This is a genomic window from Caulobacter sp. FV2ps19 (genome assembly GCF_058681035.1).
This window is the reverse complement of record NZ_CM178729.1, coordinates 4,126,054-4,139,662: the sequence shown is the minus strand read 5'-3', so window position 1 is coordinate 4,139,662 and position 13,609 is coordinate 4,126,054. Positions and strand designations below refer to the sequence as shown.

The following is a 13,609-nucleotide window of genomic DNA, read 5'->3' as shown; positions in this document are numbered from 1 at the left end:
GCGCGCGGCGGCCGGGCTCAAGCCCTAGCTGGCCTTGCCCGCCTCCCGCGCCAGCTGATCGGCCTGACGGTCCATCTGGTCGGCCTGGGCCGGCATGCGGCGGGCGACGTCGAGCAGTTCGGCGTCGGTGACGATATTGCCGCGCGCGCGGTTGTCGGCGATCTGGCGGGCGCGGTAGGCGGGATCGCGCAGGCGGACGGCTTCGGCGCGCAGGTCCTGGGCGCTGTCCCGCATCTGCCGGACGCCTTGGGCCATCTGGGCGCGAGCCTTGATCATCTGGCGTCCTGCCTCGGCGCGGGCGCGCTCGCCGAAGACGCGCGCCTTTTCCGCCTCGACCCTGGCCTGATCAGCTTGGACGCGAGCCTGCTCGGCCTGTCGGCGATCCTGGTCAGCCTGGATCCGGGCCCGGTCAGCCTGGCGTCGAGCCTCATCGGCCTGAGCGCGGGCTTCGGTCGCGGCCTTTCGCTCGGCGGGCGTGGCGACGCGGTAGTAGCTGTAAGCGACGCCTGGGGGCGGCGCGGGCGGCGGAGCGGGCGGAGCGGGCGGAGCAGGGGGCTCGGGCGGGGCCAGGGCCAGGGTCTCGACCGGTTCCGGTGGGGCCGGCGGGGCCGGCGGTACGGGCGGCTCGAAGAAGGCGCTTGGCGGTGCGGGCGGCGCCGGCGGTTCGGGGAATGCGCTCGGCGGGGGAGGCGGCGGCGGGGGCGGCTCGACGCAGGCCTGGCGGCTGACGCCCAGCGCCGCCAGCGGCGTTGCGACGGCGGCCAGGGCGACGACGGTCAGGGCCACTGTCAGGGGGCGGCGGCGCGCGGGGGCGTGGGTCATGATGCAGGCGATCCTTGTCTTCAGCGTTCGGGCGTCGGCGGCCATGGCGATGGCGACGCGCGCGGCGGAATGGGGGCGGGACGGGGGATGGGCGGCCAGGCGAACCAGGGCCCGGGCGTAAAGCGTGCGATCGACGGTCTCGAGCGCGACGGCGTCGGCGGCTTCTTCGGATCGCTCGACCAGCACCGCATGCAGGCGCCAGACCAGCGGGTTGAACCAGAACAGCGCCAGGGTCAGCCGCGACAGCACCAGGAAGATCCAGTCATGGCGCCGCAGATGGGCCAGCTCATGGGCCAGGATGGCCGGCGCGGCCTGGGGCTGGGCCAGGCTGTCGGGATCCACCAGGATGAAGCCGGGCGCGACGCCCCAGCTGAGCGGGCCGCTCAGCCGGTCGCTGCAGACCAGTCCGGGGCGGTCGGCGGCCTGCAGGTGGTCGATCGGGGCCAGCCAGGCGGGGCAGGTCACCGGCTGGCCCTGTCGGGTCCAGCGGTTCAGGGTCCGCACGCCCAGAAGCAGTCGGCCGATGACGGCGGCGGCGCCCAGCAGCCACAGCCAGCCGAGCAGCTGGGCGGACGGCGGCCACGCCAGGACGGGGGCCGGCGTCGCGGCGAGGCCTTCGACCGGCGGCGCGGCCACGGTCGAAAGGTCGGGCGCCGTCGCCGGCAGCAGGGCCAGGTTGATGGCCGGCAGGGCGTTGATGATCACCGGCAGGGCCAGCAGCAGGCAGACCGTGGCGCGCAGGATCTCCACCCTGTCGAGGGGGCGCTGGGTCAGGAACCGGGCGGCGGCCAGGCCGGCCCCGGCGATCAGGCTGGACTTGACCAGCAGGGTCAGCAGCAGGGCGACAGTCATGGCTTGCGCTCCACGGCCTGGTCGATGACCTGTTCCAGGGCGGCGGCCTCCTCGGGGGTCAGCTTCTGGCCCAGACCCAGCAGGGCGGTGGCGGCGCTGGCCGCCGAGCCGGCGAAGAAGGTGTCGATCATCCGCTGCAGCGCGCCGGCGGCGACGGCCTGGGTCTGCTGGGCGGGGCTGTAGAGAAAGCCGTCGCGGCCGGCCGATCGCGTGACCAGGCCCTTGGCCTCCAGGCGCGACAGCAGGGTGCGCACGGCGGAGTCGCTGAGCGGATCGGACAGGGCGCTGCGGAGGCCCGCGGCCGTGCTGGCTTCCAGGCGACAGAGGGTTTCGAACACCTCTCTTTCGCGTCGTGGCAAGGCTTCAATCACGGCGGGTCTCCGCAGGCTGATGACGCTACATGTGTAGCGCTACAAGCGTAGCGGGGCTAGGCGCAAATCCGCTCGCCGGATGAATTCGCGGTAACCTCTCGTCATCCCCGCCGCGACAGGCGGCGAAAGGCCTTCCTAGGGCCCGCCCGCCGGCGCTTCGGCGCTGGCGATGCGGTCGAGATTGGCGATCACCCGCGTCAGCAGGCTGACAAGCTGAGCGGCTTCCGCGTCGGTGAAGCCGTTCAACGCCTCGCGATTCCCGTCGATCAGCGCGGCGCGGGCCTCCGGCAAACGCTCTTGGGCGGCTTGTGTCAGCGCGATACGGCTGGTGCGTCCGTCCCTGGCGTCGGGCCGGCGCTCGATGAGGCCGTCTCGCTCCATGCGCGCCAACATCTGGGCCATGGAAGGCTGCTCGATCTTGGCGAACCGCGCGAGGTCGCGCTGGGTGTCGGCCCGGCCCTCCTGAAGCGCGACCAGCACCGGCAGGTGGCCCACGCCGAAGCCCATGGGTTTCAGGCGCGCCTCGCTCAGGCGGACGAACCCCCGCGCCGCCAGACTGATCAGATGTCCCGGCGTGGACAGCACCTCGAACTTCATGTCGCGAGCCTCTTGCATAGGCAGCTATGTAAATGCATAGGTCCCTATATACATAGGTCAGGCGAGCGCGCGCAACCCGCGCGATGAAGGAGCCAGCGATGAGCAAAGACGAATCCCTGGTGCGGCAGCTCTATGAGGGCTTCAATCGGCGGGACATTCCGGCGGTTCTGACGTCCCTCGCCGAAGACGTCGCCTGGGCGAACGGCATGGACGGCGGACATGTGCGGGGGCGCGAGGCCGTCCGGGCCTACTGGACCCGGCAGTGGGCGACGATCACGCCGCAAATCCAGCCCCTGTCGGTCCGCGCGCGAGACGACGGCGTGACCGCGGTGGAGGTCCGCCAGGTGGTGCGCGACCTCGCGGGCAAGCTGTTGCTCGATGAGACCGTCCGGCATGTCTTCCGGATCGAGCAGGGCCTGGTCATCCGCTTCGACATCGAGAACGCCGGCGGGCTGTCGGCGATTGGTCACGGCGATCCAGACCCCGCAGAATAATATTCAACCATCTAGTTGACAATCCAGGGTCGCGCCTTCATCTTCAACCACATGGTTGAATTAGAAACGCCCCGGCTCGACGCCGTCTTTCACGCTCTCGGCGACGCCACCCGCCGGCGGATGCTGCGCAGCCTCGCCGAGGGCGAGCGCAGCGTCGGCGAGCTGGCCGCGCCGTTTTCGATGTCGCTGGCGGCGGCCTCCAAGCACGTCAAGGCGCTGGAGCGTGCCGGCCTGGTGCGGCGGCGGGTGACGGGTCGCACCCATGTGTGCAGCCTGGAGGCGCAGCCGCTGGAAGGCGCGCACGACTGGATCGGTTTCTACCAGCGCTTCTGGACCGGCCGCCTCGACATTCTCGAGGGCCTGCTCCGGCAAGAGGACTCCCGCAAAGCCCCGCCAAAATCAGAAGGAGATGGCGATGACTGACCTAGCGACCCTGGACGCCTATGGCGTCCAGATCGAACCCATGACCGTGCGCATCCAGCGGCTTCTGCCGGGCCCGGTCGAGCGGGTGTGGGCCTATATGACGCAGAGCGACCTGCGCCGGCAGTGGCTGGCCGCCGGGCCGATGGTCCTGGAGGTCGGCGGCGAGGTGCAGCTGACCTGGCGCAATGACGAGCTGAGCGGCCAGGTCGAGCAGCGCCCCGACGGCATGTCGGGCGAGCACAGCATGACCAGCACGGTCACCCGGATCGAGCCGCCGCGCCTGCTGGCCTTCGGCTGGAACAATGGCGAGGTGACGTTTGAACTGGAGCCGAAGGGCGGCGAGGTGCTGCTGACCGTCACCCACCGCCGCCTGCCGGATCGTCAGAACCTGCTCAGCGTCAGCGCCGGCTGGCACGCGCATCTGGATGTCCTGGCCGCCAAGATGGCCGGGCGCGACCCGGGACCGTTCTGGAGCAAGTGGAGCGGATTGCGCGCCGAGTACGAGGCGCGGCTCCCGCAATAGCCGGTCGTTCGCCCTCTCCGCCGACCGGCGGGGAGGGCGTCGCGGCTCAGCCCATCGAACCCAGATAGTCCAGCTTGCCGACGGCCACGCCCTGATGGCGCAGGATCCCGTAGGCGGTGGTGAGGTGGAAATAGAAGTTGGGCAGCGCGAAGTTCAGCAGGCAGTCCTCGCCGCTCATCTTGGCCTCGAAGGCGCCCGCCTTCAGCGTGACCTCGCGCGTGTCGGCGCCGTCGAAGGCGTCCGGTGCGACGCTTTCGAGGAAGGCGATGGTCTTGGCCAGGCGGGCCTTCAGGTCGGCGAAGCTGACCTCGTCATCGGGCATGGGCGGCGGGGTGATGTCGGTCAGCCGGCCGATCGCGGCCTTGGCGGTGTCCGAGACCCGCTGGATCTGGCCGGTCAGGGTCAGCATGTCGGGCGCGAGACGCGCGCCGGTCAGGTCTGCCGGGTCCTGGCCCGCGGCGGCCCCGTGGGCCTCGCCCTTTTCCAGCAGGGTCGTCAGGATTTTCAGGCCACGGACCATCACCGGGACGGTGGCGCGATACATTGAAGGCATGGGCGAACTCCAGGGGGCGAGGGCCAGCTTGGCCGTCAGGTCCTAGATGGGGGCTGAGGTCGGGTTTGCATCGGGGGCGCTTTGCAGCTTTCCCCTCCTGACCGCTTCGCGATCATCCTTTCCCGGAGGGGCGGTCTATCGCATGGGATTGGGATCAAAAAAGTTTGCCTTCCTGGGCCTTGTGCCCAGGACCCATGCCACCGCTGACCTGAGTTGAGGTCTGTATTCTGGTACGTTCAGCCGTGCGCCAAGCCGAGGTCACAACAGGCCTCAAACATGGGTCCTGGGCACAAGGCCCAGGAAGGCAGGATTTTCTAGAGCCCCGTCCAAGCTTGACCTCGCCGATCTCCCATCTGCGGTCGTCCTGCCTCAGAGGGGGAAGATGTCGGCGATCGGCGACGCCACGATCCTCAAAACCCGGATCTATCCCAAAGGGCCGCATCCGCGCCGGGGTGACGTCAGGCGCTTGGGGGGGTACAGAAGCCGCCCGATCCTTTCAGACATGTGACGTCACCCCTTGCGACTGCCCCAGGCCCGCCTCGACCAGGTTCTCGACCGTTTCCGCGAAGTGGAGGCCCGGATGGGCGCCGCCACCGACGGATCCGAGATCGTCAAGCTCTCCAAGGAGCACGCCGAACTGCGGCCGGTGGCCGAGGCCGTGCAGACCCTGGCCAAGCTGGCCGCCGAGCGCGCCGAGCTGGACGAGATGGCCGGCGACCCTGACATGGCCGCCATGGTCCGTGACGAGATCCAGGCCCTGGACGAGAAGCTGCCCCATCTCGAGCGCGAGCTGGCCCTGATGCTGGCCCCCAAGGACAAGGACGAGAACGCGTCCGCTATTCTTGAAGTGCGGGCCGGCACCGGCGGCGACGAGGCGGCCCTGTTCGCCGGCGACCTGTTTCGCATGTACCAGCGCTACGCCACGCTGCAGGGCTGGAAGGTCGAGGTCGACAGCATCTCCGAGGGCGAGATGGGCGGCTTCAAGGAAATCATCGCCTCGGTCACCGGCGACGGGGTGTTCGGCCGCTGGAAGTTCGAGAGCGGCGTGCACCGCGTGCAGCGCGTGCCGGCCACCGAAGCGCAAGGCCGCATCCACACCTCGGCCGCCACCGTCGCGGTGCTGCCCGAGGCCGAGGATGTCGAGATCGAGATCAACGAAAGCGACATCCGCATCGACACCTACCGCTCGTCCGGGGCCGGCGGTCAGCACGTCAACAAGACCGACTCGGCGGTGCGCATCACCCACTTGCCCACCGGCGTGGTGGTGACGTCGTCAGAGAAGTCGCAGCACCAGAACCGCGCCCGGGCGATGAAGAACCTCAAGGCGCGCCTGTATGACATGCAGCGCGAGGCCCTCGACACCGCCCGCTCCGACGCCCGCAAGGGTCAGGTGGGCAGCGGCGACCGCTCCGAGCGCATCCGCACCTACAACTTCCCGCAGGGCCGGGTGACCGATCACCGCATCAACCTCACCCTCTACAACCTGCCCAAGGTGATGGAGGGCGACGCGCTGGACGACATCATCAAGCCGCTGATCGCCGAGGACCAGGCCGCGCGCCTGGCCACCCTGGAAGATGGCTACGCCTGATGGCCTTCATCCGCACCTATGACGAAGACGCGCCCCAGCGCGTCAACAAGTGGCTGGCCCAGAGCGGGGTCTGCTCACGCCGCGAGGCCGAAGCCCTGATCGCCGACGGCCTGGTGTCGATCGACGGCGCGGTGGTCGAGGATGTGGGTCGCAAGATCCTGCCGGGCCAGACCCTGGTCCTGGCCGACCGCGCGACCGACAAGCTGGAATCCAGCCTGACGGTGCTGATCCACAAGCCGGTCGGCTTCGTCTCGTCCCAGCCCGAGGCCGGCGAGGTTCCCGCCGCCCGCCTGCTGACCCGTCAGAATCTGTGGATCGGCGAAGGGCCCATTCCCGGCAGCGGCGACCTGCTGCCGCCGATCGGGCGTCTGGACAAGGACTCGCGCGGCCTGCTGCTGCTGTCGGAAGACGGCGTGGTGGCCAAGGCGGTGATCGGCCCGCAGTCGGAGCTGGAAAAGGAATACCGCGTCGCCGTGATGGGCGAGATCAGCGATGAGAAGCTGGAGCTTCTGCGCTTTGGCCTCGAGCTGGACGGCCGCGAACTGCGCCCGGCCCGGGTGGAGATGATCTCCGATCAGCGCTTCAGCATCGTCCTGCAGGAAGGCCGCAATCGCCAGATCCGCCGGATGTGCGAGCTGCTGGAGCTGAAGGTCGTCGACCTGTTCCGCGTCCGCGTGGGGCCCATCACCCTGGACGACATGCCCGAGGGAACCTGGCGGCACATCACCCCCGCCGAGCGCGCGGCGCTGATTGCGGGCTAACATTGGAGACTTTTCGTCCCGGCGCTCCGCTTCGCTGGGTCCGGGACGGCAAGATATCTATAGCTCAGCTATCCAAAGCTAGAGCATTCACGGTTCGCGTCAGCAAAACTTGGCAGTAAGCCGGCGCAAAACCTCGCTGTGCCAGGTCTGCCTTCTCTTTGCCATATCCGGACAATAGATCCGCGCAACGTTCGATTTCGAAGATCGATCCCGCGCAGACTCAAGGTTATTTCATGCAAGCATCGGTGGCAAAGCACTTCCCCCCTCTGGCGCGGTGCGCGCTCGGTCTGGCGGTGGTGTTCGCGCCCATGGCTGTGGCGGCGATGGAAAATCCAGAGGTCGCTCGCCACAGTCCGCCGCCGATCGTCCGACGTCTGTTGAACGAGATGACCGCCAAGCCGCAACGCCCCGTCCGTCTTGCGCTGGTCTGGAGCGGCGCCGATGTCGACGGCGACGGTGCGCCCGACTTCGCCAACCCGACCGGCGCGGCCCCGCGCGGCCATGACGACTTCGGCGACGGCCGGTTCGGGGCCCGCCGCGACGGCGGCTCGCGCAGCCACGACGGCGTCGACTACACCGCCGTGGCCGGCCAGAACGTCCGCGCGCCGATCTCGGGCTATGTCACCAAGATCGGCTACGCCTATGCCGGCTCGACAGATCTGAAGTTCGTCGAGATCACCAATCCCGCCCTGGGCTATGTGGCCCGCGCCTTCTATGTGAGCCCGGAGGTCGAGGTCGGCCAGGCCGTCCGCCTGGGCCAGCCCATCGGCGCGGCCGAGAGCCTGCAGGGCCACTATCGCGGCATCACCGACCACGTGCATCTGGAAGTCATGGAGCCGGGCGGCGAGCGGGTGAACGCGGCCCAGCTGATCCTCGAGAAGCTTGTGGTCAGGGCCTAAACCGCCTTCTCCATCACCACGAACGTCAGCTCGCCGCTGGTGTCGCCGATGCGGCGGTCGTTATAGGGGAAGGGCTCGACGCCGGCGCGGTGGAAGCCGCGGCGCTCGTACCAGGCGATCAGGGTGTCGCGGATGTCGATCACCGTCATCCTCAGGATCTTGCCGGCCCGGGCCTTCACATAGGCCTCGCCGGCCTCGATCAGGGCGCGGCCGATCCCGCCGTCCTGACGACCAGGATCCACGGCCAGCATGCCCAGCAGCCAGACATCGCCGGGCAGGGGCTCCAGCCACACGCAGCCGAACGGTTTGGCCCCGTCCTCGTCGCGCAGGGTCAGGATCACCGATCCGGGCTTGGCGGTCAGGTCGGCGCGCAGGCCGGCTTCATCGGTGCGCGCACCGCCCATGAAGGCCGCCTCGGTCGTCCAGCCCTTCTGGGCCTCGTCGCCGCGATAGGCCTGGTTGACCAGGTCGGCCACGGCGGAAAGATCGTGGTCCTTGGCGACGACAAGCAGCATGTGGAGCTCCGGAAAAACGCGCGCGGACCTAGCCATGGCGGACGCGATTTTCCAAGCTCATCTTCCCCGCTCCCCCAGCGAAGGCCGGGGAGAGCGTAAGGGCCGCTTCAGCGCCGGCGCAGCCGTCCCCAGACCCCCAGGGCGAGGCCACGCATCATGCCGGTTTCGCGCTTGATCATCTCCCAGGGATGGAACGCCAGGCCCACCGTGTCGGCCATGACCGCGCCACGCCGGCCCATCGGCTGTTCGGGGCCGGTGGTGGAGTCGATGGCGGTCTGATGTTCGATCTCGGCGTTCAGCTCGGCCCCGACCAGCACGATCATGATCGAGAACCAGGTCCAGACCATGAAGGCGATCACCGTGCCCAGCGGGCCATAGGTGTCGTCATAGTGGGCGACGCGATTGACATAGACCGAGAAGCCCAGCGACCCGACCAGCCAGCCTCCGGCCGCCACCAGGGCGCCCGGCGCCACCCAGCGCCAGCGGGCCAGGGCCCGGCAGGGGGCGAAGCGGTAGAGGATGGCGAAGGCGATGGCGGTCATCAGCCACACCAGCATCCAGCGGATCGGCGCCCAGATCTCCACCAGGGCCGACAGACGGGCCTGGGTCAGCAGGATCGGGGCGCCGACCAGGATCATGACGGCCGCGGCGGCGTAGAGCACGCCGCAGAAGGTGAACAGGTAGGACAGGGCCGTGCGCGCCACCAGATGGCGCTTTTCGACCTCGTCATAGGCGATGTTCAGCCCGTCGAAGAGCGTCTTCATGCTGGCGTTGGCGCTCCAGATCGACAGCAGCAGGCTGATCAGAAAGGCCACGCCCAGCTTGGTCTGTTCCTGGCTGGCCAGGCGCAGCATCTGCTCGCCGATGACGCGAATGACGCTGGGGGGGAAGATCCCCGACATTTCTCTCAGCTGTCCCTCCACCGCCGTCACGTCGGCGAACAGGCCATACAGCGACACGAAGGCGCCGATGGCCGGGAACAGGGCCAGCAGGGTGAAGAAGGTCACGCCCCCGGCGACGACGGGCAGGCGGTCGACGGCGATTTCGCGTCCGGTGCGCCACAGGATGTCGCGCCAGCCCAGCAGGGGAATGGCCTTGGGATGCTTGGCCGCGCGGCCGCGCATCGGCTCGACGGCGTCGAAATGGTCGGGCGGCAGCAGGCGGTCTTCAGACAGGCCGGGCGGCGGTTCGTGGATGACAGTGGCCTTGGGCCGGAAGACGAAGGGCGTCAGGGCCAGCAGCACGATCCACGGCGCCAACCCATAGGGGCGTGAGGCGAGCCAGGATCGGATCGGCCGTTGCGGCTTGGTGTCTGGCTTCAAGGCTGGCCTCCCGGATCACGAAAGCCTGAGGGCGGCGCCGGTTCCCGTCCAAAGCCTTGCCTTGGCGCGAGTCGTCGCGGAGTTTAGCCTCATGACCGCTCGCATCGCCGCTCTTTACCGCCACCCCGTCAAGGGATTCACGCCGGAGCGCCTGGCGTCGGCCGATCTGACGACCGGGGCCTGTTTCCCCTGCGACCGGCTTTTTGCGGTGGAGGACGGCCCCAGCGGCTTCGATCCCGCCGCGCCGGAGCACATCTCGAAGATGAAGTTCACGGTGCTGGCCAAGATCCCCGCGGTCGCCCGGGCCCGCACGGCCTATGACGACGCGACCGGGGTGTTCCGCGCCACCGCCGACGGCCGGCCCGACTTCGCCGGCGACCTGCGGTCGGGCGAGGGGCGCGCGGGGCTGCAGGCCTGGCTGACCGACCTGCTGGGCGACGACCTCCGGGGGCCGCTGCGGGTGGTGGAGGGCCCCGGCGACTATCGCTTCATGGACAGCCGCTCGGGCTATGTTTCAATCATCAATCTGGCCAGCGTGCGCGATCTGGAAGCCAAGCTGGGCGTCCCGGTCGACCCGCTGCGCTTTCGCGCCAATCTCTATGTCGAGGGCTGGCCGGCCTGGGTCGAGAACGACTGGACCGGGCGGACGCTGACGATCGGCGGCGCGACCGCCCAGGTGCTGAAACCCATCGTCCGCTGCGCCGCCACCCATGTGGATCCGGCCACCGGCGAGCGCGACATCGAACTGGTCAAGGCCCTGTTCGACCACTACGGCCACAAGGATTGCGGGATCTATCTCAACGTCACCGAGGGCGGGCAGGTGGCGGAGGGGGATGGGGTGGCGGTGAGGTGACGACCTCAGGGCAAGTGGCTTTCGACATCCATGTTCTGATGCAGAATACGGACAATCTCTGTTTGATCACCGCGAGAAACATAGAAGATGACGTGGGAGCCCACAGCCCGCTTTCGATAACCCCCGTCTAGATCTTCGGAAACCGGGCCGAGGTCGGGATGGGCCGCGACCATCGCGATCGCGATGCGAATTTGGCGTAGATAGGCCAGCGCGCGCCGCCCGCCCCATTTGCCTTTGGAATAATCCCAGATCTCGTCGAAATCACGCTGAGCTCTTGATGAGAGCTTGAAGGCGCTCACTATTCGAGACCTTCCTCTTTCGCCTTCTCGGCGATGAAGGCGTCGATATCAAAGTCTTCAGCGAACCCGCTTTGCTCGCCTTCCAGCAAGGCCGCGCGTAACCGCGCCAAGCGGATCTCGCGGTCCTCGAGCAATCGAAGGCCCGCGCGCACCATTTCGCTGGCCGAACCGTAGCGGCCTTCGCCGACTTTCTCGGCGATGAAATCCTGGAAATGGTCGCCCAGACTGACCGAGGTGTTCTTGCTCATGGGGTCTCGCTTATGGGGGCCTCGCCTTGCGTCCGAGAAAGTACCAAAAACGGGTATCGTTCTCAATCTCGCGCTTTTGTCGCCGACGCGCTATCTGAGCATCCATGAGCCTCACCCTCGTCAAAGCCTGGACCGCCGCCAAGGAGCGTCTGAAGGACGCCGGCATAGATCAACCCGCCATCGATGCGCGGCTGATGCTGGAGGTGGCCGCCGATGTCACCCGCACCGAGATCGTCACCGATCCCTACCGGATGCTGACCACCGAGCAGTGGGACACGCTGGACGACTATCTGACCCGCCGCGCCCGCCGCGAGCCGGTCAGCCACATCATCGGTCGCAAGGGGTTCTGGAAGATCCTGCTGCAGGTCAACAAGAACGTCCTCACCCCGCGTCCCGAGACCGAGGTCATTGTCGACGAGGTGCTCAAGGCCTTCCCGGAAAACATGGCCTTCAACATGCTGGATCTGGGGGTCGGCTCGGGCACGATCCTGCTGGCGGTGCTGGCCGAGCGGCCGGCCGCCAAGGGTCTGGGCGTGGATGTTTCCGAAGACGCCCTGGCCGTGGCCCGCGAGAACGCCGCCAGTCTGGACCTCAACACTCGCTGCGCCCTGCTGCGCGGCGACTGGACGGCGGGCCTGGGCGACGCCGGTTTCGACCTGGTGGTCTCCAACCCGCCCTATATCGCCAGCCACATCATCGAGACCCTGGAGCCGGAGGTTCGCGACCACGAACCGCGCCTGGCCCTGGATGGCGGCCCCGATGGCCTAGACGCCTATCGCCAGCTGGCGCCCGAGATTCTGCGGGTGCTCAAGCCGGCCGGGATGTTCGCCGTCGAGATCGGCTATGACCAGTCGGCCGATGTCGAAGCCCTGTTCCGCGAGGCCGGCGCCAGCGACGTTCGGACGATCAAGGATCTGTCGACACACGACCGCGTGGTGATCGGGGTGAAAAATCCCTTGGAAAGCCTTTCATGAGAGGCTAGACGATAGGGGTCTCCTTCCAAAACGCCGGGTGACGGGAAAAGCGATCGTTCATCACGGTCGTAAAGCTCCTCCGGCAGGCGCGCACGGTCTCAAGCCGGTCGCCGCGCCAGACCAGGACGGGGGCTCTACGGAAACCAGTGTCTCGAGACCTTTTGGGGTTCGCCCGCCTAGAGACCAGCAAGACCGGATGATCAGCTGAGACTGACCTTCGGACAGGTTCAAAAGAGACCATGAGAGATTTCAAGGGCATGAAGCGCCAGCGCGGCCGCAATAATCGCGGCGGCGGCAATACCGGCGGCAAGCCTCAGCAGCACAACGCCAACCGGGCCTTCGATTCGAACGGCCCAGAAGGCGTCAAGGTGCGCGGCGCGGCCCAGAGCGTTTATGAAAAATACCAGCAGCTGGCGCGCGACGCGACGTCGTCCGGCGACCGGGTTCTGGCCGAGAACTACCTGCAGCACGCCGAGCACTATTTCCGGGTCCTGCGCGCCATCCAGCCGAATCGGGCGGTCAGCGACATCATCGGCAAGGACGCCTATTCGGCCTACGAGATCGATTTCGAGGCCGAGCCCGAAGAAAATACCGAGACCGCCGAGGCGCCGGCCGACACCAACAACAACGACGGCGGCGACAGCGACGGCCAGCGCGACGATCGTCCGCGCGACCGCTACGAGAACCGCTCGCGCGACGACCGTCCCCGTGACAATCAGGGGCGCGACAACCAGAGCCGCGACAACCAGAGTCGCGATGGGCAAAGCCGCGACCGCTACGACAATCAGGGCAATCAAGGTCAGGGCCAGGGTCAGGGCCGCCGCGACCGCTGGCGTGACCGCGACGACCGTCCCCGCGACGACCGTCCTCGTGATGATCGCCCTCGCGACGACCGTCCCCGTGATGACCGGCCCCGCGACGACCGTCCCCGTGACGATCGTCCGCGCGAAGAACGTTTCCGCGATGATCGCCCGCGCGATGATCGTCCCCGTGAAGACCGCCCCGCCGTTGCGGCTGAAGCGGCTGTCGAGCCGCAGGCCGAAGCGCCGCGCCGTGAGCGCGCCCCGCGTCGTGACCGCGCCCCGCGCGACCGCGATCCGCTGGCCGTAATCGAACCCCGCGCCACGCCCCTGACCAGTGAAGCCTCGGGCGGCGAAAGCTCGCCCATGCTGCGCGGCCAGGACGGCGACGTCAGCCACGCGCCGGCCTTCCTGGGTCGCTCGTCGGCCGCCGAGGCGCCGGCCGCCGTCGCTGGCGAAGGGGGCGAAGAGGTCAAGAAGCCCCGTCGTCGCCGCGCCCCGCGCAGCTTCGAAGGTGCCGAGGGCGCGCCCGCCGGATCGGGTTCCGACGACGCCTAGTCTGCGGCGGTTTCGACAGAGTTTTGAAAGGGAGCCGTGCAAGCGGCTCCCTTTTTGTCTTTAAGGTCATCGTGCCGCAGGGCCCGTTTTAGTCTGGTCGCACCTGTTTTTCGCCGATAGGCTTCCCCAGCAGGGGGGCCGGCCATGACCGGAACGA

At 68.2% G+C, this 13,609-nt stretch carries 17 protein-coding genes; 9 read left to right on the top strand and 8 right to left on the bottom strand.

All coding sequences use genetic code 11. From position 1 onward, the window contains the following. Positions 1-24: 24 nt before the first annotated feature. The 3 genes from ACW18B_RS19665 to ACW18B_RS19655 form a co-directional block, all read right to left on the bottom strand. Positions 25-1,674 (bottom strand): M56 family metallopeptidase, encoded by a 1,650-nt coding sequence (locus ACW18B_RS19665; RefSeq protein WP_492048685.1) that lies wholly within the window; start codon positions 1,672-1,674, stop codon positions 25-27. Further along, on the bottom strand, positions 1,671-2,012 hold the full coding sequence (locus ACW18B_RS19660; RefSeq protein ID WP_492048684.1) for a BlaI/MecI/CopY family transcriptional regulator: 342 nt from the start codon (positions 2,010-2,012) through the stop codon (positions 1,671-1,673). Before ACW18B_RS19660 ends, ACW18B_RS19665 begins: the two co-directional genes overlap by 4 nt. A 168-nt stretch (positions 2,013-2,180) precedes the next feature. Further along, the gene (locus ACW18B_RS19655) at positions 2,181-2,660 is read right to left on the bottom strand and encodes a MarR family winged helix-turn-helix transcriptional regulator (protein WP_492048683.1); all 480 of its coding nucleotides are present in this window, start codon (positions 2,658-2,660) and stop codon (positions 2,181-2,183) included. Between the two features lie 80 nt (positions 2,661-2,740). Between ACW18B_RS19655 and ACW18B_RS19650 the strand changes: the two genes are divergently transcribed. The 3 genes from ACW18B_RS19650 to ACW18B_RS19640 are packed head-to-tail and all read left to right on the top strand — an operon-like array spanning position 2,741 to position 4,082. Beyond that, a complete protein-coding gene (locus ACW18B_RS19650) occupies positions 2,741-3,136 on the top strand; it encodes a nuclear transport factor 2 family protein (RefSeq protein ID WP_492048682.1) in 396 nt (131 codons plus the stop codon). 15 nt (positions 3,137-3,151) lie between these two features. Continuing rightward, on the top strand, positions 3,152-3,559 hold the full coding sequence (locus tag ACW18B_RS19645; protein WP_492048681.1) for an ArsR/SmtB family transcription factor: 408 nt from the start codon (positions 3,152-3,154) through the stop codon (positions 3,557-3,559). Next, positions 3,552-4,082, top strand: coding sequence for an SRPBCC family protein (locus ACW18B_RS19640; RefSeq protein ID WP_492048680.1), 531 nt, complete (start codon positions 3,552-3,554; stop codon positions 4,080-4,082). The genes ACW18B_RS19645 and ACW18B_RS19640 overlap by 8 nt, the downstream gene beginning before the upstream one ends. Before the next feature lie 46 nt (positions 4,083-4,128). On the opposite strand, the gene ACW18B_RS19635 is transcribed toward ACW18B_RS19640, so the two are convergent. Continuing rightward, positions 4,129-4,635 carry a DUF1993 domain-containing protein gene (locus ACW18B_RS19635; RefSeq protein ID WP_492048679.1) on the bottom strand — a complete coding sequence of 169 codons (507 nt, stop codon included), beginning with the start codon at positions 4,633-4,635 and terminating at the stop codon, positions 4,129-4,131. Between the two features lie 517 nt (positions 4,636-5,152). Here ACW18B_RS19635 and prfA point away from each other — a divergent pair. The 3 genes from prfA to ACW18B_RS19620 all read left to right on the top strand — a co-directional run bounded on the left by prfA (position 5,153) and on the right by ACW18B_RS19620 (position 7,883). After that, on the top strand, positions 5,153-6,223 hold the full coding sequence (gene prfA, locus ACW18B_RS19630) for a peptide chain release factor 1 (protein ID WP_492048678.1): 1,071 nt from the start codon (positions 5,153-5,155) through the stop codon (positions 6,221-6,223). After that, entirely contained in the window at positions 6,223-6,984 is a 762-nt protein-coding gene (locus tag ACW18B_RS19625; protein WP_492048677.1) for a pseudouridine synthase, read from the top strand. Before prfA ends, ACW18B_RS19625 begins: the two co-directional genes overlap by 1 nt. Positions 6,985-7,217: 233 nt before the next feature. Continuing rightward, positions 7,218-7,883 (top strand): peptidoglycan DD-metalloendopeptidase family protein, encoded by a 666-nt coding sequence (locus ACW18B_RS19620; protein ID WP_492048676.1) that lies wholly within the window; start codon positions 7,218-7,220, stop codon positions 7,881-7,883. Here ACW18B_RS19620 and ACW18B_RS19615 read toward each other — a convergent pair. Then, a complete protein-coding gene (locus ACW18B_RS19615) occupies positions 7,880-8,398 on the bottom strand; it encodes a GNAT family N-acetyltransferase (RefSeq protein WP_492048675.1) in 519 nt (172 codons plus the stop codon). The two genes, ACW18B_RS19620 and ACW18B_RS19615, sit on opposite strands and share 4 nt — an antisense overlap. Positions 8,399-8,505: 107 nt before the next feature. Further along, positions 8,506-9,720 carry a YihY/virulence factor BrkB family protein gene (locus ACW18B_RS19610; protein ID WP_492048674.1) on the bottom strand — a complete coding sequence of 405 codons (1,215 nt, stop codon included), beginning with the start codon at positions 9,718-9,720 and terminating at the stop codon, positions 8,506-8,508. Positions 9,721-9,811: 91 nt separating this feature from the next. Here ACW18B_RS19610 and ACW18B_RS19605 point away from each other — a divergent pair, with 91 nt between their 5' ends. Next, positions 9,812-10,573: an MOSC domain-containing protein gene (locus ACW18B_RS19605; protein WP_492048673.1), complete on the top strand. Its 762-nt coding sequence runs from the start codon at positions 9,812-9,814 to the stop codon at positions 10,571-10,573. Positions 10,574-10,578: 5 nt separating this feature from the next. Here the strand turns inward: ACW18B_RS19605 and ACW18B_RS19600 are convergent, their stop codons facing one another. Together ACW18B_RS19600 and ACW18B_RS19595 are read right to left on the bottom strand one after the other, a co-directional pair. Then, positions 10,579-10,872 (bottom strand): type II toxin-antitoxin system RelE/ParE family toxin, encoded by a 294-nt coding sequence (locus tag ACW18B_RS19600; RefSeq protein ID WP_492048672.1) that lies wholly within the window; start codon positions 10,870-10,872, stop codon positions 10,579-10,581. Then, positions 10,872-11,120, bottom strand: a complete 249-nt coding sequence (locus ACW18B_RS19595) for a type II toxin-antitoxin system ParD family antitoxin (RefSeq protein WP_492048671.1) — start codon at positions 11,118-11,120, stop codon at positions 10,872-10,874. The genes ACW18B_RS19600 and ACW18B_RS19595 overlap by 1 nt, the downstream gene beginning before the upstream one ends. Positions 11,121-11,224: 104 nt before the next feature. On the opposite strand from ACW18B_RS19595, the gene prmC reads away from it, so the two are divergent. Further along, entirely contained in the window at positions 11,225-12,094 is an 870-nt protein-coding gene (prmC, locus tag ACW18B_RS19590; RefSeq protein WP_492048670.1) for a peptide chain release factor N(5)-glutamine methyltransferase, read from the top strand. A 239-nt stretch (positions 12,095-12,333) separates the two neighbouring features. Then, a complete protein-coding gene (locus ACW18B_RS19585; protein WP_492048669.1) occupies positions 12,334-13,452 on the top strand; it encodes a DUF4167 domain-containing protein in 1,119 nt (372 codons plus the stop codon). Positions 13,453-13,609: the final 157 nt, after the last annotated feature.

Excerpts from the sequence above, each read along its gene's own strand:
- ACW18B_RS19665 (WP_492048685.1), bottom strand. The coding sequence starts at position 1,674 with ATGACTGTCGCCCTGCTGCTGACCCTGCTGGTCAAGTCCAGCCTGATC.
- ACW18B_RS19625 (WP_492048677.1), top strand. The coding sequence starts at position 6,223 with ATGGCCTTCATCCGCACCTATGACGAAGACGCGCCCCAGCGCGTCAAC.
- ACW18B_RS19635 (WP_492048679.1), bottom strand. The coding sequence starts at position 4,635 with ATGCCTTCAATGTATCGCGCCACCGTCCCGGTGATGGTCCGTGGCCTG.
- prmC (WP_492048670.1), top strand. The coding sequence starts at position 11,225 with ATGAGCCTCACCCTCGTCAAAGCCTGGACCGCCGCCAAGGAGCGTCTG.
- ACW18B_RS19615 (WP_492048675.1), bottom strand. The coding sequence starts at position 8,398 with ATGCTGCTTGTCGTCGCCAAGGACCACGATCTTTCCGCCGTGGCCGAC.
- ACW18B_RS19655 (WP_492048683.1), bottom strand. The coding sequence starts at position 2,660 with ATGCAAGAGGCTCGCGACATGAAGTTCGAGGTGCTGTCCACGCCGGGA.
- ACW18B_RS19650 (WP_492048682.1), top strand. The coding sequence starts at position 2,741 with ATGAGCAAAGACGAATCCCTGGTGCGGCAGCTCTATGAGGGCTTCAAT.
- ACW18B_RS19640 (WP_492048680.1), top strand. The coding sequence starts at position 3,552 with ATGACTGACCTAGCGACCCTGGACGCCTATGGCGTCCAGATCGAACCC.
- ACW18B_RS19595 (WP_492048671.1), bottom strand. The coding sequence starts at position 11,120 with ATGAGCAAGAACACCTCGGTCAGTCTGGGCGACCATTTCCAGGATTTC.
- ACW18B_RS19620 (WP_492048676.1), top strand. The coding sequence starts at position 7,218 with ATGCAAGCATCGGTGGCAAAGCACTTCCCCCCTCTGGCGCGGTGCGCG.
- ACW18B_RS19585 (WP_492048669.1), top strand. The coding sequence starts at position 12,334 with ATGAGAGATTTCAAGGGCATGAAGCGCCAGCGCGGCCGCAATAATCGC.
- ACW18B_RS19605 (WP_492048673.1), top strand. The coding sequence starts at position 9,812 with ATGACCGCTCGCATCGCCGCTCTTTACCGCCACCCCGTCAAGGGATTC.